Genomic DNA, 17,496 nt, shown 5'->3' with positions numbered 1-17,496 from the left:
GCGCCGGCGTCGTTCGCGCTTTCCGCGGCCCGCCGGACGGGCCGGTGGCCGGGGTGGCCGGCGGGCCGTGCCGGACCGCCGGGCACCGGTCCGGCACGGCGGCGGTCCTCGCCCCGAGCAGGCCTGTCCGATAATGCCCAAAACTGCACAAACAGCATCACCCTTGGCCGGGTCAGTACGGCAAATATCAAAGCAACCAAAACGGCGAAACCTCGCCCCATTGGGTCGTCCTGCCTGCGATAGGTTGCCAAGCATGATCACCAAGATCGATGAGTGCGAACTCACCGAGCCCTGGGAGGGGTTCCTCGCCGAAGCCGCATCGTCGGCGGACAGCAGTGGTGCGGGTGTCCTCGTGCTGTCCGGGTCGAGCGGCCGTGTCGAGCGCGAGCGGTGCAGGCTCTTCGCCCGTGCCGGTGTGACGGCGATGTCGATCCGGTGGTTCGGCGGACCGGGGCAGCCTCCCGGCATCTGTGAGCTTCCACTGGAGACTTTTGTCGCCGCGGCCGAACTGCTGCGCGAACGCGGTGCCGGACGCGTCAGCGTCCTCGGGCTCTCCAAGGGCGCCGAGGCGGCGCTACTCGTGTCCGCCCTCTCGGACTGCGCCGACGCCGTGATCGCGCTTGCTCCGTCGTCCGTCATCTGGGCCAACGTCGGCCCGGGGACCGATGGCAGGAACCGTCCGCTCCGCTCAAGCTGGACCTGGCGGGGACGACCGCTGCCTTTCGTCCCCTATGACGACTCCTGGACACCGGCGGAACCCGAAGGCACACCGGTCGCCCTGCTCGGCTCGTACGAACGCAGCCTCGCCACCCATGCGGACCTGGTGCCCGCCGCGGCCATCCCGGTGGAGAGGATCAGTGCGGACCTGGTGCTGATCGCCGGTGGCGCCGACCGGATGTGGCCGTCCCTGCGTTTCGCGCGTGAACTGGAGGCCCGGCGCTTGGCGGCCGGGCGCGATGTGGTGCTCGTCACGCGTGACGACGCCGGCCACCGGGTCGTCTTTCCCGGTGAGGTGGCACCGCCCCCGTCCATCCACTTCGACCACGGCGGCACGTCCGAGGCCGACGCGGCACTGGGGGCCGCCGCCTGGCCGTACGTGCTCGCGGCCGTTCGCTGAGGCCGACGGTGAAGGCGGGGCACCCAACCGGTTCCGGGGCGTACGGTATGCGATCGGCCAAGGGGTGTGTTGCCGTCCGGAAGCGCCGGGGACGATCACATAACGTCACGGCATGCCGGTGAGAAACCCCGCGTCGTCGTCCGTCGGATTCCGCACTCTCACGTCCTGCGCGGCGGCGGTGATAGTGCTGTGGGGAGTCAGACAGCTCAGCGCGGTGATCGCCCCGGCGTTCCTGGCGCTCACCCTGACGATCGCCGTGAGCCCGCTGCGTGACAGGCTGAAGGGATGGGCGGCGGCCTTCGTCCCCCTCACGGTCATCCTGCTCGTGCTGTGCGCCCTCGGCGGAGCCGTGGTGGTCGCCGCGGCCAGATTCGCCGGCCTCGTCCCGCAGTACGCCGACCAGTACCGGCGTCTGCTGTCGTCCGCGGGCAGGGTCCTGCACGACATCGGCGTCGACCGGTCCCAGATCAGGAAGGCGCTGAGCGGCGTCGACCCCGACCGCCTCGTCCAGGCGGCGCAGAGCCTGCTGTCCGGTCTCACCGGGACGGTCTCGGCGGTGCTGATCACCGTCCTGGTCCTGTACGGCATGAGCCTGGACGCGGCCGTCCTGCAGCGGGCGACGGGTGCTCTCACGACCGAACGCCCCGGCCTGGTGACCGCGTTGCGGGGATTCGCCCGTGACACCTGTGCCTACCTGATGGTCTGCACGGTCTTCGGACTGATCGTGGCGTTGCTCGACACGGCGGTCCTGGCACTGCTCGGTGTGCCGTTGCCGCTGCTGTGGGGCCTTCTGTCGTTCATCACGAACTACATCCCCAACGTCGGTTTCATCATCGGGCTGGCTCCCCCGGCCGTGCTGGCGTTGCTGGACTCCGGGGTGGCCACGATGCTGTGGGTGATCGCGGCCTACTGCGTGCTGAACTTCCTGATCCAGTCGGTCGTCCAACCGAAGTACGCGGGGCGGTCGGCCCGCCTGTCCACCACCGTGACCATGCTCTCCCTCCTGGTGTGGACCTGGGCTCTGGGAGCCCTCGGGGCGGTTCTGGCGGTGCCGCTCAGTTCCTTCGCCCGTGCCGTACTGCTGGACGCCGACCCCACGACCGCCTGGGCCTCCCCCTTCGTCACGGGGCACGACGAGCGTTCGGGCGAGAAGCCCCGCTGACGGAGTTCTCGGCGGGGCCGGCGTCAGCCGTCCTGACGGAAGACGATCGCGACGCCCAGCGCGGCGTCGGCGGGCACGAACATCTCCTCAGGGCCGGTCCGGACGACCGGGATGTCGTTGTCGGACAGGAGCTTTTCGGTGACGGAGAGGTCGCGTACGGCCACCGCGTAGGCGACGAACGCGGGCAGGGCCGCCGGTCGCTCACCGGGCAGCAGGTCGGCGAGCGCCGATGCGGGCACGACGGTGACGTTCGCCCGGTCGAAACGCGTTACCCGACCGTGTCGCGCCCGGCCGAAGTAGCCTTCGTAGCGGCGCTCCACCTCGGGCAGCGCCGTTTCGGCCACACACAGCACGCACTCGACCAGCCCGGTCGCGCCGTTGGGGTGGCCGATGTGCCGCTGGTCCTGGGGAGTCTCGGCCGACACGTTCTGGGCGAACCCGAGCCTGCCTTCCGGCACGCGTCCCGGTGACAGCCGGAGGTCGGAGACCTCCAGGTAGCGGGCGGGTTCCATGCTGGTCCCCGTGGGGGTCTCGACGGGCCGCTGGATGTCGTGGACGCCACCGTGGCTGACACCGTCTGCCGCCAGTCGCGCGGCCACGTGGTCGATGTCGGGTGTGTCGGCGATCACGATGTGCACGCCCTGGAAGCGCTGCAGCAGGGACGCGATGCCGTCGGCGGTGGCCCGGATGGCGGCCCTCAGCCCCGCCACCCTGTCCTCGGGCACCCGCAAGGGGATGGCGCGCGCGTCGCCGGGCATGCGGCCGGTGCCGTCGATGACGGCCACCAGCTCGACGAAACCACGTGGGAAGTACACGTGGGTGTTGGCCACCCCGAACGGCTCCGCGGGGCCTCCCGGCGTGGCCGGCATGACCGGGTAGGCGGGGGCGGCCACGGCGAAGCCGAGCCGCCGGTAGCGCTCCATCGCCTGGTCCAGGTCGTGCACGATGTGGCCGACGTGGTGCAGGCCGTTGATGTCATGGCCCATGGCGGGCACCTCCGGGTCTTCCGGTCCGAACATTTTGATAGTCAAATCTTTTTTGAGAGTACACCATCATTTGTGAGCGCGATAGAATCTTCTACGTGGCTGAGATCGGACTGCGCGAACGTAAGAAGGCCAGAACCAGGGAGACGATCCTGCGTGAGGCGTTCAGGCTCTTCCGGGAGCGTGGCTACACCGTCACCACCGTCGAGCAGATAGCCGAAGCGGCCGAGATCTCCCCGGCCACCTTCTTCCGCTACTTCCCGACGAAGGAGGACCTGGTCACGCTCGACCGCTTCCCCCCTCTCGTCGAGGCGCTGGCCTCCCAACCGCCAGGTGCTCCGGTCACCGTGCTACGCGGCGCGTTCCGCACGGCGTTCGCCGCCCTGTCCGCCGAGGAGATCGCCGCGGGGCACGCGAGGGAGGTGTTCGCGGCCACCGTGCCCGAACTGCTGGTGGCCAACCTGCGGAGAAGTCCTCACCTGATCGGCGAAGTCTGCTCCATCGTGGCGGAGAAGGCCGGATGCGCCGGGGACGATCCGCGGATCCGGAACGCGGTCGGTGCCGCCTTCGGCGTGGTGGCGATGGCCTGGGTGCAGTGGGCGCGGAATTCCGGCCTTGACGGCCCGGCCGAGATCGACACGGCGCTGGCACATCTGGAGTCGGGCCTGACCCTGTGAACCGGATGCCCTAGGCCGGGCGCTCGGGGCTTTCGGCATCGGCCACCGCCACGGCCTCCCGCGGCGCGCAGCGCCTTCGGTCGCACCCGGACGATCCGTCGCGCCGTTGCCCGCGGAAGTGTTCAGGACCTTCCTCGGCGAACGCGGCGCCGTGCCCCCGGCCGTTCATACGCCGGAGGTCCGGCATGTACGGGACGGATCGGTCGCTGACCGCCACGAACAGTCCGTGCCCTCCCCTACGCGCCAGCGCCCGGCTGTACGCACCGCAGGTTTTCACGGTTACGGACGGCCAGGTCGCGCACAACATGACGTCCGCCGCGATCCACACATGCTCAAGGTGTTCGACCAGAATGACAGGATGATCTGAATGCCGATTGATTCACACCTGCTCGCCGTGTTCACGGTGACCACCGTCGTCGCGCTGATCACCCCGGGCCCGGACATGTTGTTCGTGCTGGGCTGCGGTGTGCGGGGTGGCGCCCGCGCCGGGCTGCTGGCCACGCTCGGCGTGGTCACGGGGGACGCGTTGTACATCGCCGCGGCGGCGGCCGGGCTCTCCGTCCTGCTGACGACGCTTCCCGTCGTGTTCACGGCGCTACGGCTCGGCGGCGCCGCGTACCTGATCTACCTCGGCGTCCAGATGCTCCGCAACCTCAGGAAGGGCCAGGCCGACGATCGGACCGGCAGCGGTATGACCGGTCGGCGTGCCTTCCTCAACGGTGTGGTGTCCTCCATGGCCAACCCGCAGACGTTCACCTTCATGGTCGCCTTCCTGCCCCAGTTCATCGACCCCGGGGCGGGGCCCGTCTGGCTGCAGTTCGCCATCCTGGGCGCGATCCTGATCACCTTGGAGTTCCTGGCCGACGCGACGGTCGGCGTGCTGGCGGGGCGGATCGGCGGCTGGCTGCGCGACCGGCAGGTGGTGCGCCGCCGTCTCGACGCCGCGACCGGGACCCTGTTCATCGGCTTGGGCGTGACTCTCGCGTCTGCTCCGAACTGACCCTTCCGCGGCCGGAGCGAACGCCGGTGTGCCCGCCTTGGCCACCGGCGCGTAGCCGATGCTCAGCGCCCGGGCCGTGAGACAGGCCGCGGACCGCGGATGAGGAGGCTTTGGCCGTGCGACCGGGTCCGGCGGCGGGCCCGGACACACGGCGCCAACCCGCGGGCCGACGCCTGCGGAGTCGGGATATTTCAGTTGATGCCGAAAGCCGGGCTCTGCGAGGCTCTCCCTTGATGTCCCGAGCGTAGAAACACCTCGATCACCGACAGGTGACGGCCCGGTTGAGGCCGCCACCCCGTCGACGCTGCCCGTCGTCGCAGCCGTTCGGTTCGCCGGACGCGCCGCCGACCCATGTGAGCGACGAGGGTTCCGGCGACACGGAACCCTCCTGTGATCGATGTGGGCGTCCAGGACGCCAAGAGGGACTGAGTCTTATGGAACTTCACGAGTACGCGCGGTACGACGCGATCGGGCTCCGGAAACTGATCAGGGCGGGAGAGGTCACCGCCGAAGAGGTGGAGACCGCGGCGCGCGAGGCCCTGGTCGTGGCGAACGACCAGGTGAACGGCCTGGCGCTGCCGCTGTTCACCCCGGCGCTCGAACATGACGGGACCGGGCCCCTCGCCGGGGTCCCGTTTCTCATCAAGGACCACGGGCCGGTGGCTCGGGGAATCCCGTTCTCCATGGGGAGCCGGGCCCTGCGGGGCGTCGTCGCCCGGCACGACAGCGACCTGATGACCCGTTTCCGGGCCGCGGGCCTGGTCACCCTGGGCCTGACCACCGTGCCGGAGATGGCGATCAGCTTCGCCACGGAGTCCGTCAGGTACGGGCCGACGCGCAATCCGTGGAACCTGGAGCGGGGCGTCGGCGGTTCGAGCGGTGGCGCTGCGGCCCTGGTCGCGGCCGGTGCCGTACCCGTGGCCCACGGCGGTGACGGAGCGGGGTCCATCAGGATCCCGGCCGCCTGCTGCGGCCTCGTCGGCCTCAAACCGAGCAGAGGCCGTGTCCCGTGCGGACCCGACATGGGAGAGGCGATGCTCGGGATGGTCTACGAGTTCGGGCTGACCCGGACCGTCCGCGACGCCGCTCACCTGCTGGACGCCGTTCAGGGGCCCGGCGTCGGCGACAAGTACACCGCGCCACCGCCACGGGGCCGGTACGCCGACGTCCTGGGAGCGGAACCGGGGCCGCTGCGGGTGGCGGTGACCACGGCCGCCTGGTCGGGGGCCCGGGTGGATCCCCAGGTGGCGACGGCGACGCTCCTGGTCGGCCGGACACTGGAGGAGATGGGACACGCCGTCACCGACGCCCGCCCGGCCCTCGACTGGGACGACGTCCTGCACTGCGCGACGGCGACATCCGTGGCGATCGCCTCCACGCTGCTCCTGGCCCCGCGCAGCCCTGACCCGGCCAAGATGGAAGCGGTCTCCAGACGGCTTCTGGAAGTCGCGAAGGATTACAGCGCGCTGGACATGATGGCCGCCTTCGGCGCGCAGAACCGGGTGACCCGATCGGTGGGCGCCTTCTTCACCGAACACGACCTGCTCGTCACGCCCACGTTGGGCGGGCTTCCAGCCCGTCACGGCACCCTTCGCTACGACGACCCCGACCACACCCTGACGAGCTGGCTGCGATCGATCTTCGACTACGGCCCGTTCACCATGGTCTTCAACGTCTCCGGACAGCCTGCGATCAGCCTGCCGCTCGGTCAGAGCGACGACGGGCTGCCGATCGGGGTGCAGATCATCGCGCCCTACGGCCGTGAGGACCTGCTGTTGCGCATCGCGCACCAGCTGGAGCAGGCGATGCCCCGGAACCGCCGGACCCCCCGGTTCTCCATCGGAAGGCGCTGACAGTCGTGGCCGCCGTACGAGGGCCGCCCGTGACCCAGGCCGGCGTCGCAGGGACGATCCGAGCTCTAGCTCGTGACCCGTGGCACGGCACGCAGGTTGTAGAGGAAGCGCCCGTCCTGGAGGAAGGAGATCAACGGGTGCAGCCCTCCGTCCGGCTCGACGCCGACGAAGCGGTTGTCGCCGGCGTGGACGTAGCGGGCGGTCGTGCCGCTCTCCCCGAACTGCGCCGCGAGGCCGTGCGGGATGTCGGTGATCTCCAGCCCGTCGGCATCGGCCCTCACCTCGTAGGTGACCGACGGCGCGGAGTACCTGCCGGTGCAGGCCTCCGGCAGGAACGGCACCGGGGTGTCCGGCGGCAGCACCCGCGACGGCAGGCGGATCCCGGCGGTGGCCGAGAGGATCTCCGCCAGCACCTCGTCGATGAAGGCCGAGGTGTGGCCGCCGTTCGCGTGGACGGCGAGCACCAGGCCTCGGCCGGGCACGATGCGCCAGATCGCTGACTGCCCCGGGGTGCTGCCGTCGTGGCCGACCACGGGCTCGCCGTCCCAGTCGAAGAGCATCAGCCCGAGGCCCCAGGCGGCCGGGTATCGCTCCCCCAGCCGCGGCAGTGTGACCTGTGGCCTGCGCATCTCGGCGAAGGTTCCCGGGGGCAGCACCCGTGTCCCGTCGGCCGCCACGCCGTCGGCCAGCAGCATCAGCCCGAACCGCACGAGGTCGCGCGGCGCGGCGCTCGGCGTGGACCCGGCCGGCGCGTTCGACTGCGGCAGCTGCCGCCGGGGTGACACCCGCAGCGGCTCGCCGACGTGCCCGACCGCGGCCCGGAACATGATCGCCTCCTCGGCGTAGAGCGCCATGTGCCGCGCTCCGAGAGGATCGATCAGCAGCTCCCGCATGGCGGCCTCCCACGTGCGCCCGCGCAGCTTGGCGACGAGGGCGCCGAGGGCGCAGTAACCGGCGTTGCAGTACGAGAACAGCTCCCCCGGCCCGCTGACCTGCCGGGCGTTGCCACGCATGAACGCGACGAACTTGGCAACCGCGTCCTCCCCGCGTCCGGTGTCCTCGAACAGGTCCCCGTCGAACCCACCGGTGTGCGACAGCAGTTGCCGCACGGTGATGCTCTCCGAGGCGGCGGCGTCCAGCACCCCGAACTCGGGAAGGTACCTTCGGACCGGCTCATCGAGGTCGACCAGCCCTTCCCCGGCGAGTTGCATCACCAGGGCGCCTGTCCAGGTCTTGGTGACCGACCCGATCTGGAACAGGCTGTCGACGGTGGCCTCAACCCCGGTGTCCAGATTGACCACTCCGGTGGCCGCCTCGGCCAGCTGATCCCCCATCCCGACGGCCACCGCGGCTCCCGGTACTCCATGCCGCTCGGCGGCCCGGTCGATCCATCCCTGAAGATCCGGAAGAAGCGTCATATCGAGGACCGTACTCGCAAGCCCTTCTCCGCGGCGCCGGGCGGCGAGGGGAACGGGAGCGCCCCGCTCTGTCCTCGGTGCCTTTCGCGTGTGAGCGAGGTCCCGCGGAGACCGGGATCGCCCGCCGTCCTCTCGATGCCGGTGACGGTCAGCCCGGCGACCGCCGCCGGTTCGGTGATCGCCTCACGCGGTCCGGGCCGGCTCATGGGGCCGACCGGAACCATGGAGTCCCGGACGACTTTTACATCCTCCTAAATGCGACAAAACGGGCATAATGCCAGCCTCGTCGAGGTGACCATGTTTTGTTTCGGTGGCGAATCGGGATTTCAGACAATTCACCAGCCGCCCAGACTGAGCCCTGCCTGCCGTCACCCGGGACCGTCTCCAGCGGTCACAGGGCAGGGCTTCTCACCAGAGGAGCGACGGCAGGTACCGCATCGACATGGATTCCGAGCAGAACGGGGCAGGAGAATGCTCTTCACGGGGCGTGGACGGGCCGTAGCGGTGATCGCAGGCCACGCTCTGATCCTGGGGTCGCTCGCCGGTTGCGCCACCGGCCCCAGCGCGCCGCCCGCTCCGCTCACCCAGACCGACTACGTGGTCCTGAAACGCGCGGAACTCCTGCTCATCCGCGACTGCATGCGTGAGCAGGGCTTCTGGTACTGGGTGCCGAAGATGTGGGAGCCGTCGCGGGGGTTCGGCCTCGTCCTGGACGATCCGGACTGGGCGCGTGAGCACGGGTACGGGGGGCTCGATCAGCAGGAGGTCATGCGGGAAAAGCGAGACGACCCCAACCTCGCCTACCGCGACAGCCTGCCCGCGGCCCGTCGAGCCCGGTACACCCTCGCCATGGGCGGCGGCGACGACGTCAAAGTGCTCACCGCGCACCTGCCCGACGGAGGAACGATCAACAACGCCCTCGGTGGGTGTCAGCTGTCGAGCAACGAAAAGCTCTACGGCGACCGTGAGCGATGGTTTCCCCTGGACGCGCTCGCCTCCAACATCGCGCCGCTGTACATGCGGGCGATCACCAAGGACGCGCGCTTCACCACGGCCCTGTCCTCATGGTCGCGATGCCTGCGTGGGAAAGGCCACACCTACACCACGCCAATGGAGATCCGGGCGGCTCTTCCCGGCCTGACCAAAGGGCTGGCTCCCGCCCAGGCTCATGCCGTCGAGGTGAAGCTGGCGGTGGCGGAGGCCACCTGCGCACGCGCCACCTCGCTCACCTCGACCTTGCGTGCGCTGCAAGCCGAGTACCGGCCCAAGGTGGAGGGCCCAAACGCGGCCGGTCTCCGAACCCATGCCCGGCTGCTGCGCGAGGCACTTGAGCGTGCGAAAGAGATCAACCACTCCACCCCCTGACCTCCGCGGCGCAAGGTCGCGGATCGCCCTTCAACCAGGGCTCACGAAGGAGAGAACCATGCGCAAGATCCGTCTCGCGGCTGTAGCCGTGGGTCTGGCGGTCGCCGTAGTTCCCGTGTCCTCCCCCTCCTCGGCGGCCGGTACCGCCATGGAGTCGCACTGCCTCACGATGAAGAAAATCTACGGGCAGGACGGCGATATCAACGCCTACGCGGACACCTTCTGCTACGGGGGCGAAATCGGCTACGACTCGGGTGACGACCCCAACTGGGCCGACAACTCGGGTGGGTTCCGCGACAGTGCCGGCAACAACGCCATGTCCGTCCTCAACACCGGCATACCTGGGAAGTACGAGGTCGTCGCCCTGTACGACTACGAGAACTACGACTACGCCGCCGGGTACCGATGCCTGGGCGTGGGCGACTGGGAGTCCGACCTGAGCAAGTTCAGGTTCGTCGACTCCAACGGCAACACCAAGGGCCCCATGGCTCGTCAGATCTCCTCGCATCGGTGGGTCACCCGCAGCGCCTGCTCGGCCAACAGCTGGATCGGCCTGTAACGGGCGAGCGACGCCGCCATCGGATGGCGGCTCCCACGCTGAACAATCCGGTGACGCTCACGCGAGCCGTTTCCGAATCCGCCCACGTCGTCACGGCCCTCGCCCGATGGGTGACGGCCACCGGCCCCACAGCGGCAGGGCACCCCGATGAAGGACGACTTCCATCCCGGCGCCGACGGGTGAGCGCCGAGCTGGACTCCCGGCCAGGACCTTGAGCAAAGCCAGGCTCGTGCCCTGTCAAAGGCGCGAGCCTGGCGCGCACAGCCATGAGTGACCCCGCCCAAGGCACTTCTGGGCAGGACACCCACGGCCATCGGACACATGCGACATCACCGTGACGAGAGCCTCGCGCTCGGAACCCGTTCAAGCGCCCCTCGGCCGCCACGTCCACGCCAGGACAACCTCGGCTTCCGGCAGGCCGACGTCAAGGTCGTTCGTCGCACATCGATCCTCAACGCCCTTCGTCATGACCCGGTAGTCATGAAGGTGTGCCGAGTCGCGAAGTAGATGGATTCACGTACCGGTGACGTGCGGGAACACTCCGGTCGGCTGTCCCTTCTTCGACTCAGGGAACGGTCATCAGCGGCGGCTTCCGGGAACTCCCGGCGCGCATGGTCCACTCCCTTGTTCTCCGGAACGCACGCCGTGGGATGAGGGGAGGCCCACTACGTTCCCAGGGGGTCGACACCCAGGCCCTCCGCCGACACCGGCGATAAACCGAATGCGCGGAACCGGCCGGGTGGTGTTGCATACAGACGTGACCGGCGGGCCCTCGCACTTCTCCAGGAGCAGTCGACCGCACGCGGGTGCCGGTGCAACGCTGGCCATCCACCGGACGAACCCGCGACGCCCGCCGCTTCGACCCCTTCCCGCTGCTGCGCGCCCTCCCGAGCAGGCCAACGCGCTCACATTCGCTCTCACTGTGGCCGACTGCCGACCCAACGGCGACGGCTGCGGTACGGCGCTGCTTCGGGGCTATCCGGACGCGAGTGCTCTCCTTGACCGGTCCCTGACGGCGCGGGACGACCACGGCCCCGGGATCCGCTATGTCCGGCCACGCTGACCTGGTCACGACGCATCAGACGTCCGGCCGGGCCAAGGGCCTGCGCCGCATACATCGACTCCAGCAGGGAGGGGCACCGAACACGTGAAGGACACCGAGATCCCGCGGGCGGTGGCCGCGGCCGTCGACACGGCCGCCGAATACGGTCTGGGCGCCGACGACGCCGCTGTGCTGCACAACTCGAACCGGATCGTCGTCCTGCTGCGGCCCAGCGGCATGCTCGCCCGGGTCGCGCCCCTCGCGCACCGCCTCGACTCCGAGGTCGAGATCGCCCGGCGCCTCGCCGGGACCGGCAGCCCGGTGGCGGGGCTCGATCCGAGAGCCGAGCCCCGCGTCCATGTCCGCGACGGCTTCGCCGTCACCCTCTGGACCTACCACGAGCCCACCGCCGCACCCGAGAAGCACCCGCCCGCCGCCTACGCCGACGCCCTGGCCCGGCTGCACGCCGGCCTGCGCCGCGTCGACTTCGCCGCACCACACTTCACTGACCGCGTCGCCGACGCGCTCCGGGTGGTCGAGGACCCTGCCGCCAGCCCGGACCTCGGCGCCGCGGAACGCGCCCTGCTGACCGGCACCCTCCACGGAATCAGCCGCGCGATCCTGGACCGCGGCACGCGGCAACAGCTCCTGCACGGCGAGCCGCACCCCGGCAACCTGCTCGCCACCGCGGACGGGTTGCTCTTCATCGACCTGGAGACGGCCTGCCGCGGGCCCGTCGAGTTCGACCTCGCGCATGCCCCGGAGGACGTCGCCGCGCACTACCCAGGCGCCGACTCCGGGCTGCTCGCCGACTGCCGGATCCTCAGCCTCGCCCTCGCGGTCTCCTGGCGTTGGGACCGCGACGACCAGCTCCCCGACGGGCGCAGAAGGGGCCGGGAGTGGCTCGCCCAGATGCAGGCCGACCTCGACCGCCGGGAGCACGCCGCCGGTGGCGGTCACTGAGCGGCGCCCCGCCTGCGCCGTCCGGTCGACGACGGCGTCTCGGTCAGGCCGCCCGCACCCTCAAGATCGGCCGCTCCACGGCCTACGAGGCGTCGGCTCAGCGCAGTACGGCCGTCAGCAGATCGGCGCCCAGCGCCGTCAGATCGGGCAGGTTGACGGTGTAACGGACGTAACGACCGTGTCGCCGGGCCGTGAGCAGACCCGCGCGGCGCAGGACAGCGAGGTGGCGGGAAACCTCCGGGGGTGAGAGTTCCCAGGCGTGGGCCAGCTCACCGGTGGTGTGCGGACCACGGGCGAGAGTGCGCAGCAGCCGCAGCCGTACCGGATGCGCGAGTGCCTCCAGCCGGAGCGTCACCGTTTCCAGCGACACCGGCTCCGACGGACTCGCCTCGGCCACGGGGTACTGCACCACCGGCTGCCACCCGGGCGCGTGGACCACCACCAGGTGCGGGCGGCCGAAGACGCTGGGGAGGAAGGTGACCCCGGTGCCGTGGGCGGCGGTCGCGTTGTCCTGCAGCTTGTCCACGATGATGCAGTCGCCGTCCGGTGTCAGGGTCACGGCGCCGGAGACCGATGCGAGCGCCGCCCCGATGCCCTGGCGCTTCAGCAGGTCGTTCTTCAGGCGCAGGTCGGTGGCGAGCTGTACGGCGACGCTCGTCCAGGCGGCGTCGAAGAAGGCTTCGGCGCACTGTTCGAGGGTGTGGCGCACCCGCGCCCGCACGGCGGCCGGGTCCGCGAGCAGCCGTTCCGCGAAGGCCTCCTGGGTCGCGCCGCGGGCCTGGGCCAGGTTGAGGGCCCGCTCGCGCGCCGTCGCGTCCGCGAGCGGCGACGGTGCGGAGAAGTGGACCCGGTTGCTGCCGCACGTGGTGATGAGCGCGGCGGTGACATAGGTTTCATCGTCGATCTGGTCCACATCGTCCAGTTCCTCGGCGAGGGTGGGCCGGGGACAGGCGGGAACCAGAAAGTCGGCTCGTGAGGATCGCCAGAGGAACTCCGCCTCCCTGAGCCGCTCGGCCAGCTCCGGCCGCAGCCCGGCCCAGACGTCCCCGGCCCAGCCGGAGAGTTGCGGGTGGTGCCCGGGTTCGGCCAGCACGTGCAGCATCGCGGTCAGCTCGGCCAGCGGGGAGACAGCGAACCGCAGCCGCCCGGACGGCAGGCCGCCGATGTCGATCCTCAACGTCATCTCCTCATCATCGCTGGTCGGACGGCCGACGACCGCGTCGGTTGACGGTGTTCGTCAACCGACGTAGCCCGCCCGGCGGCCGAGCACATCGTTGACGCCATGGCAACCACCACCGAGTTTCAGCCGCGCGCCCTCGTCCGTGCCTCCGGAGGCCCCCGCTATGCCGTCGCCCTGGTCGTGGACGCGCTCGGCACCGGCTTGCTACGGCCCTTTCTGCTGCTCTACGGGGTGACGGTGCTGAGGCTGTCCGCGCCGGTCACCGGAATCGCCATGACGGCCGGTGTCGTCGTGGGCCTGGTGTGCATGCCCGTGGTCGGCCGGTGGCTTGACCGGGGCGCCCGCAGCACGGTCGTGGCGGCGTCGATGCTGGTGCGGGTGCTGGGCGTGGTGTTACTGCTGGCCGCCCCGGCGGGGCACGTCTGGCTGTTCGCGACGGCGGCGCTCTTCCTCGGCATCGGCAACCAGGCATGGCCGGCTGCCCACGCGGCCCTCGTGGCCACGGTCGCCCACGGCCGCGAACGTGACGCCGCTCTCGCGGGAGGCCGCGCCCTGCGCAACGCCGGCCTGGGCGTGGGCGCCCTCCTCGCCACCGCATGCCTGGCGGGCGGCACCGCCGCACTGCAGGCGCTGGCAGCCGTCACCGGGCTCGCCTATCTCGCCGCGGCCGCCCTGGCATGGTCGGTTCACCTGCGCACGTATCCGGCCACCCCTCCGGCCGTGGACGGGGTCGGTGAGCCCGCGCCTCGAATGCGCGCGCTGCTGGCCGCCAACGTGATCTACGTCTTCTGCCTCAACGTCCCCGAAATCGCACTCCCCCTGATCCTGGTGACGCAGCTGCACGCGTCCTCGGTGTGGTCGGCGGCCATCTTCGTGGCGAACACGGTGCTGGTGGTCACCCTGCAGGTTCCGGTCACCGTCCTGATGTCCCGCTTCTCCCGCCGGACCGTACTGGCTCTCGCCGGTGCGGTACTCGCCGCGTCCTACCTCGGCTTTCTCGCGGCCACCTCACTGGGAAGCGGCTGGGGCGCCCCGGCGGTCGCCACGGTGTCCGTGGTCTGCACCATCGGCGAGATCATCTACGCCGGTAGCGCCACCGCGCTCGTCACCGCCCTCGCTCCGGCCCATCTCCTGGGACGGGCCCTCGCCCGTTTCCAGCTCTCCACGGGCTTCGGCCTCGCGGTCTCTCCGGCGGTCATCACCGCTCTCGCCACCCGAGGCTCGGCCGCCCTCTGGGGCGGCCTCGCCGCCGCGACGCTCCTTTCCGCCTCCGCCGTCGCCACCGAGAAGGATCAAGGAACGCGGCTCAGCGATCGCTGACGCCGGGAACGAGCAGGCTCGTGAGCCCGGCGACCGCCTCGGAAGCGCGTCAAGGCTTAGGTGAAGATGGCGTGATGATCGCTCCCTCCGGGCCACGTTCCGCCGCCGAGATTCGCGACTACCTGACTGACCGGCTCAATTCGGCGCTTCGCCGTCCCGGGATGTTCGGCGGGGAGACGGCTCTGCTGCCACTGCTCGACCACCTCGTCTACGCCGAGAACCAAGACGATGCCTGGGAGCAGGAGCGCCGGGCGATGGAGTCTCTAGGTGCCTTCACCTCGATCGGTGTGACGGGAGCGTTCAGGACCCTGCTACCGAACAGTGAAGAACACGGCCCGGCCTCGGTCTACGCGGATTCGGAGCAGGACAGGACCATGCGCTGTGGCGCCGACGTCGTTCGCGGGGCGAACCTCCAGCCGTACCGCCCGGCTGGTTGCCACAGGGAGAAGGCCGCTCCTACCGGGTCGATCAGCGTCGCGATCCGCCCCTGGTCGTCGGCGTCGAAGGGGGCCAGGACCAGGTGCGCGCCGTGGGCCGTCGCCGCGTCGGCATGGCGGTCCACGTCCTGCACCGTCAGGTGGTAGGCGACGTGCTCGGGGGTACCGGGCGGGTAGACCGGGCTGGCCAGGTCGCTCAGCGCGGCGGTGGCATCCGGCGGTGTAACCGCCTGCTCAGAGGCTACGTGGTGGTGCGGCCGGGCAGCGGATCATTGGGGAGATCAGGCCTCCTTGCCCTGCTCTCGGCGGATCGTCGCCTGTGCCCATCCTTGAACCTCAACTGCGGTAAAGGTCGAGTCGGCACTCTCCTGCCCCGCGGGCGGTACCGGGGCGCGGGAGTCAGATCGGGGACCGTCACCGTACGGGCGGCGCACGGGCTGTCCCGGCAAGGCCGGGACCCTTCTCTCTGGTGCCCGGCCTGGGGTGCCCCCGAAATACGGCAGAAACGGGCCGGGGGCTTGATCGCTGATCGTTAGGATCTTGGCGTTCCGGCTGCTTAGTGGTGGGTCGGCCATTCATGGGAGGCGCGAGCGGGCGGCTGCCGGCGATCGGCGGGAGGACTGGCGCGGCTTGGCGCGCGCAGTGACAAAAGGACTGCCGGTGTGGTGGTCAGGGGGCGGTTCATCGGCCGGAGAACTCCGCCGACGCTGGGCGAGCGGACTACTTCTCGGTCGCGCCGGCCTCCCCGCTGATGGATTCCTGGTAGATCTCCGCGTAGGTGGGAGAGCCCTTGATCAGGTCGTCGCAGAACGCGGCGACGTCACTGCCGATGAGCTCCAGGACCCCCTTGCCCGCGGCGGCGCCTTCCTCGAAGAAGTCGACGATCCCGGGGAGCAGGGGCCCGTCGGGCAGATCGACCGGCCCGACTTTGAACAGGTACTTCTGCATCTCCTTGTAGACGATCTGGTAGTCGGGCGGGAGCGCCTTGACGCGTGCCGTGTGCGCCCGCCACTGCTTCTTGCCCTCGATGATGTCTTGGATTCCCACGTCAGCCTCCCAGCCGGCTCAGTTTTCTTGCGACGTTCCCGTTCAACTGCTCGCGCCACCGGTCGCGATAGGTGCGGGCCTCTTCCCCGCCGGTCAGCGCCGCGCAGAAGCCTGCGATGTCGTCGCCGAGCACCTCCTGGGCACTCTGCCCGTCCGCCGCCGTCTCCTCCAGCAGCCCCAGCGCGGCGTCGAAGATCGGTGTCAGGTTGCGGCCGGTGAAGCTTCCGTAGGGGAACAGCTGCCCTTTGATCTGCTCCCACGCCGCCCGGTGGTCGTCCGGCAGGGCCTTGGCCCGGGCTTCGAACGCCTTCCATTCCCGGGTGAGATCGCTGCCTGTGACGGTTTCCCAGAAGTTCATCTCCGGCCCTCCTTGAGGCTGTTGATACGTGATGAGACGTATTGCCATCTCGCCCAGAACTTCGCGAGTTCCTCGCGTCCGGCGTCGTTGAGCGTGTAGAACTTGCGCGGCGGACCGACCTCGGAGGGCCGTTTCGTCACCTGGACGAGCTCGTTCCGCTCCAACCGCAGCAGGATGGTGTACACCGTCCCCTCGACGACGTCGGCGAAGCCGAGTTCGTTCAGCCGGCGCGTGATGGCGTACCCGTAGGCCTCCTCGCCACCGATGATCTCTAGCACGCAGCCCTCAAGTGTGCCTTTGAGCATCTCCGTCATCTGCTTGTCCATGGACCCCCTTCGGCTACTCGGTGCTACTGACTACCGGTACAAAGTAGCACCGAGTACCGCTATTCAGCAACACCGAGTAGCTGGGAACGCGAGCGCGCAAGGGCGGGTGGGCGGCCGTCCAACGCTGGGTGCCGGGGAAACGGGTAGGCCCCCGAGAAGGCTGGGTGTGGGAATTGGCGGTAGTGACCTGGGGTTTCTTTGCCCGTCAGTGCTCCGCGATGGCCCGGACTCCCACAGTTCCGGCCAGTCGCCACTCAGGTGATCAGTGGGTACGGCGACGGACGCCAGGACCCCGGCGACCCTTCTCGGCCACCTTCAGCACGGCCGGCCCGGCGCTGGGGGCGAAACGTGTTGTGCCGTCAGTGGCGGTGGCCTGGAAGGCGTTGGAGCCCTGTCGCTGGACGCTCACCGACGATGGAGCGCCCGACCGCGGGCCGTACCTGCCATTGGGCTTGACCTTGTTGAAGTCCGAGGTGAGGTGGCCGGTGCCGTTGCCGGCGGGTACCTCCACCGTGATCGCCGCAAACGCCCATCACCCCGCTCCTGCCTCGTTTGCGGCCACGGTGTACGACAAGCTCAACAAGGGCCGTTCGCTGATGGTCTGCGACGGCGATCAGGCCGAGCTCGGCTACGAGCTGAGGCAGGTTCATCAAGGCCTTGCCGAAGGGCGCTGCCGAAGGGCGCTGCCG

The 17,496-nt window shown here is 69.9% G+C and carries 18 protein-coding genes; 9 read left to right on the top strand and 9 right to left on the bottom strand.

Features of this window, described 5'->3' with window-relative positions:
* The first annotated feature begins 253 nt into the window (after nucleotides 1-253).
* Nucleotides 254-1,117 carry an acyl-CoA thioester hydrolase/BAAT C-terminal domain-containing protein gene (locus ABZ470_RS20615; protein ID WP_362912968.1) on the top strand — a complete coding sequence of 288 codons (864 nt, stop codon included), beginning with the start codon at nucleotides 254-256 and terminating at the stop codon, nucleotides 1,115-1,117.
* Between the two features lie 112 nt (nucleotides 1,118-1,229).
* Nucleotides 1,230-2,279: an AI-2E family transporter gene (locus ABZ470_RS20610; RefSeq protein WP_352012217.1), complete on the top strand. Its 1,050-nt coding sequence runs from the start codon at nucleotides 1,230-1,232 to the stop codon at nucleotides 2,277-2,279.
* A 23-nt stretch (nucleotides 2,280-2,302) separates the two neighbouring features.
* On the opposite strand, the gene ABZ470_RS20605 is transcribed toward ABZ470_RS20610, so the two are convergent.
* Nucleotides 2,303-3,265: a VOC family protein gene (locus ABZ470_RS20605; protein ID WP_362912965.1), complete on the bottom strand. Its 963-nt coding sequence runs from the start codon at nucleotides 3,263-3,265 to the stop codon at nucleotides 2,303-2,305.
* Nucleotides 3,266-3,360: 95 nt separating this feature from the next.
* On the opposite strand from ABZ470_RS20605, the gene ABZ470_RS20600 reads away from it, so the two are divergent.
* From ABZ470_RS20600 to ABZ470_RS20590, 3 genes are all read left to right on the top strand, one after another.
* Entirely contained in the window at nucleotides 3,361-3,939 is a 579-nt protein-coding gene (locus tag ABZ470_RS20600; RefSeq protein WP_362912963.1) for a TetR family transcriptional regulator, read from the top strand.
* Nucleotides 3,940-4,306: 367 nt separating this feature from the next.
* Complete coding sequence (locus tag ABZ470_RS20595) at nucleotides 4,307-4,939, top strand: LysE family translocator (protein ID WP_362912961.1); 633 nt, start codon at nucleotides 4,307-4,309, stop codon at nucleotides 4,937-4,939.
* Nucleotides 4,940-5,373: 434 nt separating this feature from the next.
* Complete coding sequence (locus ABZ470_RS20590) at nucleotides 5,374-6,792, top strand: amidase (RefSeq protein WP_362912959.1); 1,419 nt, start codon at nucleotides 5,374-5,376, stop codon at nucleotides 6,790-6,792.
* A 65-nt stretch (nucleotides 6,793-6,857) separates the two neighbouring features.
* On the opposite strand, the gene ABZ470_RS20585 is transcribed toward ABZ470_RS20590, so the two are convergent.
* Both ABZ470_RS20585 and ABZ470_RS20580 read right to left on the bottom strand, forming a co-directional pair.
* Nucleotides 6,858-8,210, bottom strand: coding sequence for a serine hydrolase domain-containing protein (locus ABZ470_RS20585; protein ID WP_362912957.1), 1,353 nt, complete (start codon nucleotides 8,208-8,210; stop codon nucleotides 6,858-6,860).
* Entirely contained in the window at nucleotides 8,207-8,416 is a 210-nt protein-coding gene (locus ABZ470_RS20580; protein ID WP_362912955.1) for a hypothetical protein, read from the bottom strand. Before ABZ470_RS20580 ends, ABZ470_RS20585 begins: the two co-directional genes overlap by 4 nt.
* Nucleotides 8,417-8,714: 298 nt before the next feature.
* Between ABZ470_RS20580 and ABZ470_RS20575 the strand changes: the two genes are divergently transcribed.
* The 3 genes from ABZ470_RS20575 (at nucleotide 8,715) to ABZ470_RS20565 (ending at nucleotide 12,139) form a co-directional block, all read left to right on the top strand.
* Nucleotides 8,715-9,575, top strand: coding sequence for a hypothetical protein (locus ABZ470_RS20575; RefSeq protein ID WP_362912953.1), 861 nt, complete (start codon nucleotides 8,715-8,717; stop codon nucleotides 9,573-9,575).
* A 58-nt stretch (nucleotides 9,576-9,633) separates the two neighbouring features.
* Nucleotides 9,634-10,134 carry a hypothetical protein gene (locus tag ABZ470_RS20570; protein WP_362912951.1) on the top strand — a complete coding sequence of 167 codons (501 nt, stop codon included), beginning with the start codon at nucleotides 9,634-9,636 and terminating at the stop codon, nucleotides 10,132-10,134.
* Nucleotides 10,135-11,281: 1,147 nt separating this feature from the next.
* Nucleotides 11,282-12,139: an aminoglycoside phosphotransferase family protein gene (locus ABZ470_RS20565; protein WP_362912949.1), complete on the top strand. Its 858-nt coding sequence runs from the start codon at nucleotides 11,282-11,284 to the stop codon at nucleotides 12,137-12,139.
* 97 nt (nucleotides 12,140-12,236) lie between these two features.
* Here ABZ470_RS20565 and ABZ470_RS20560 read toward each other — a convergent pair whose 3' ends face one another.
* Nucleotides 12,237-13,322 carry a helix-turn-helix domain-containing protein gene (locus ABZ470_RS20560; RefSeq protein WP_362912947.1) on the bottom strand — a complete coding sequence of 362 codons (1,086 nt, stop codon included), beginning with the start codon at nucleotides 13,320-13,322 and terminating at the stop codon, nucleotides 12,237-12,239.
* Nucleotides 13,323-13,421: 99 nt separating this feature from the next.
* Here ABZ470_RS20560 and ABZ470_RS20555 point away from each other — a divergent pair, with 99 nt between their 5' ends.
* Nucleotides 13,422-14,639, top strand: a complete 1,218-nt coding sequence (locus ABZ470_RS20555) for an MFS transporter (RefSeq protein WP_362912945.1) — start codon at nucleotides 13,422-13,424, stop codon at nucleotides 14,637-14,639.
* A 346-nt stretch (nucleotides 14,640-14,985) separates the two neighbouring features.
* On the opposite strand, the gene ABZ470_RS20550 is transcribed toward ABZ470_RS20555, so the two are convergent.
* The 5 genes from ABZ470_RS20550 to ABZ470_RS20530 all read right to left on the bottom strand — a co-directional run bounded on the left by ABZ470_RS20550 (nucleotide 14,986) and on the right by ABZ470_RS20530 (nucleotide 17,318).
* The gene (locus tag ABZ470_RS20550; RefSeq protein WP_362912943.1) at nucleotides 14,986-15,201 is read right to left on the bottom strand and encodes a hypothetical protein; all 216 of its coding nucleotides are present in this window, start codon (nucleotides 15,199-15,201) and stop codon (nucleotides 14,986-14,988) included.
* Between the two features lie 595 nt (nucleotides 15,202-15,796).
* The gene (locus ABZ470_RS20545) at nucleotides 15,797-16,123 is read right to left on the bottom strand and encodes a DUF1048 domain-containing protein (RefSeq protein WP_352012205.1); all 327 of its coding nucleotides are present in this window, start codon (nucleotides 16,121-16,123) and stop codon (nucleotides 15,797-15,799) included.
* A 1-nt stretch (nucleotide 16,124) separates the two neighbouring features.
* A complete protein-coding gene (locus ABZ470_RS20540) occupies nucleotides 16,125-16,481 on the bottom strand; it encodes a DUF1048 domain-containing protein (RefSeq protein WP_362912941.1) in 357 nt (118 codons plus the stop codon).
* A complete protein-coding gene (locus ABZ470_RS20535) occupies nucleotides 16,478-16,807 on the bottom strand; it encodes a PadR family transcriptional regulator (RefSeq protein ID WP_352012203.1) in 330 nt (109 codons plus the stop codon). The genes ABZ470_RS20540 and ABZ470_RS20535 overlap by 4 nt, the downstream gene beginning before the upstream one ends.
* A gap of 262 nt (nucleotides 16,808-17,069) precedes the next feature.
* Nucleotides 17,070-17,318: a hypothetical protein gene (locus tag ABZ470_RS20530; protein ID WP_362912939.1), complete on the bottom strand. Its 249-nt coding sequence runs from the start codon at nucleotides 17,316-17,318 to the stop codon at nucleotides 17,070-17,072.
* Between the last annotated feature and the right edge of the window lie 178 nt (nucleotides 17,319-17,496).

Origin of the sequence: Streptosporangium sp. NPDC020072, from assembly GCF_040631445.1 — a bacterium.
Lineage (GTDB): Bacteria > Actinomycetota > Actinomycetes > Streptosporangiales > Streptosporangiaceae > Streptosporangium.
Note: the sequence above shows the minus strand (reverse complement) of the source record. Positions and strands in the feature narration are given on the sequence as shown.

Bases quoted from the DNA above. Each gene is read 5' to 3' on its own strand.
- ABZ470_RS20590 (WP_362912959.1), top strand. From the start codon at position 5,374: ATGGAACTTCACGAGTACGCGCGGTACGACGCGATCGGGCTCCGGAAA.
- ABZ470_RS20605 (WP_362912965.1), bottom strand. From the start codon at position 3,265: ATGGGCCATGACATCAACGGCCTGCACCACGTCGGCCACATCGTGCAC.
- ABZ470_RS20555 (WP_362912945.1), top strand. From the start codon at position 13,422: ATGGCAACCACCACCGAGTTTCAGCCGCGCGCCCTCGTCCGTGCCTCC.
- ABZ470_RS20610 (WP_352012217.1), top strand. From the start codon at position 1,230: ATGCCGGTGAGAAACCCCGCGTCGTCGTCCGTCGGATTCCGCACTCTC.
- ABZ470_RS20615 (WP_362912968.1), top strand. From the start codon at position 254: ATGATCACCAAGATCGATGAGTGCGAACTCACCGAGCCCTGGGAGGGG.
- ABZ470_RS20585 (WP_362912957.1), bottom strand. From the start codon at position 8,210: ATGACGCTTCTTCCGGATCTTCAGGGATGGATCGACCGGGCCGCCGAG.
- ABZ470_RS20540 (WP_362912941.1), bottom strand. From the start codon at position 16,481: ATGAACTTCTGGGAAACCGTCACAGGCAGCGATCTCACCCGGGAATGG.
- ABZ470_RS20595 (WP_362912961.1), top strand. From the start codon at position 4,307: ATGCCGATTGATTCACACCTGCTCGCCGTGTTCACGGTGACCACCGTC.
- ABZ470_RS20580 (WP_362912955.1), bottom strand. From the start codon at position 8,416: ATGAGCCGGCCCGGACCGCGTGAGGCGATCACCGAACCGGCGGCGGTC.
- ABZ470_RS20560 (WP_362912947.1), bottom strand. From the start codon at position 13,322: ATGACGTTGAGGATCGACATCGGCGGCCTGCCGTCCGGGCGGCTGCGG.
- ABZ470_RS20570 (WP_362912951.1), top strand. From the start codon at position 9,634: ATGCGCAAGATCCGTCTCGCGGCTGTAGCCGTGGGTCTGGCGGTCGCC.
- ABZ470_RS20535 (WP_352012203.1), bottom strand. From the start codon at position 16,807: ATGGACAAGCAGATGACGGAGATGCTCAAAGGCACACTTGAGGGCTGC.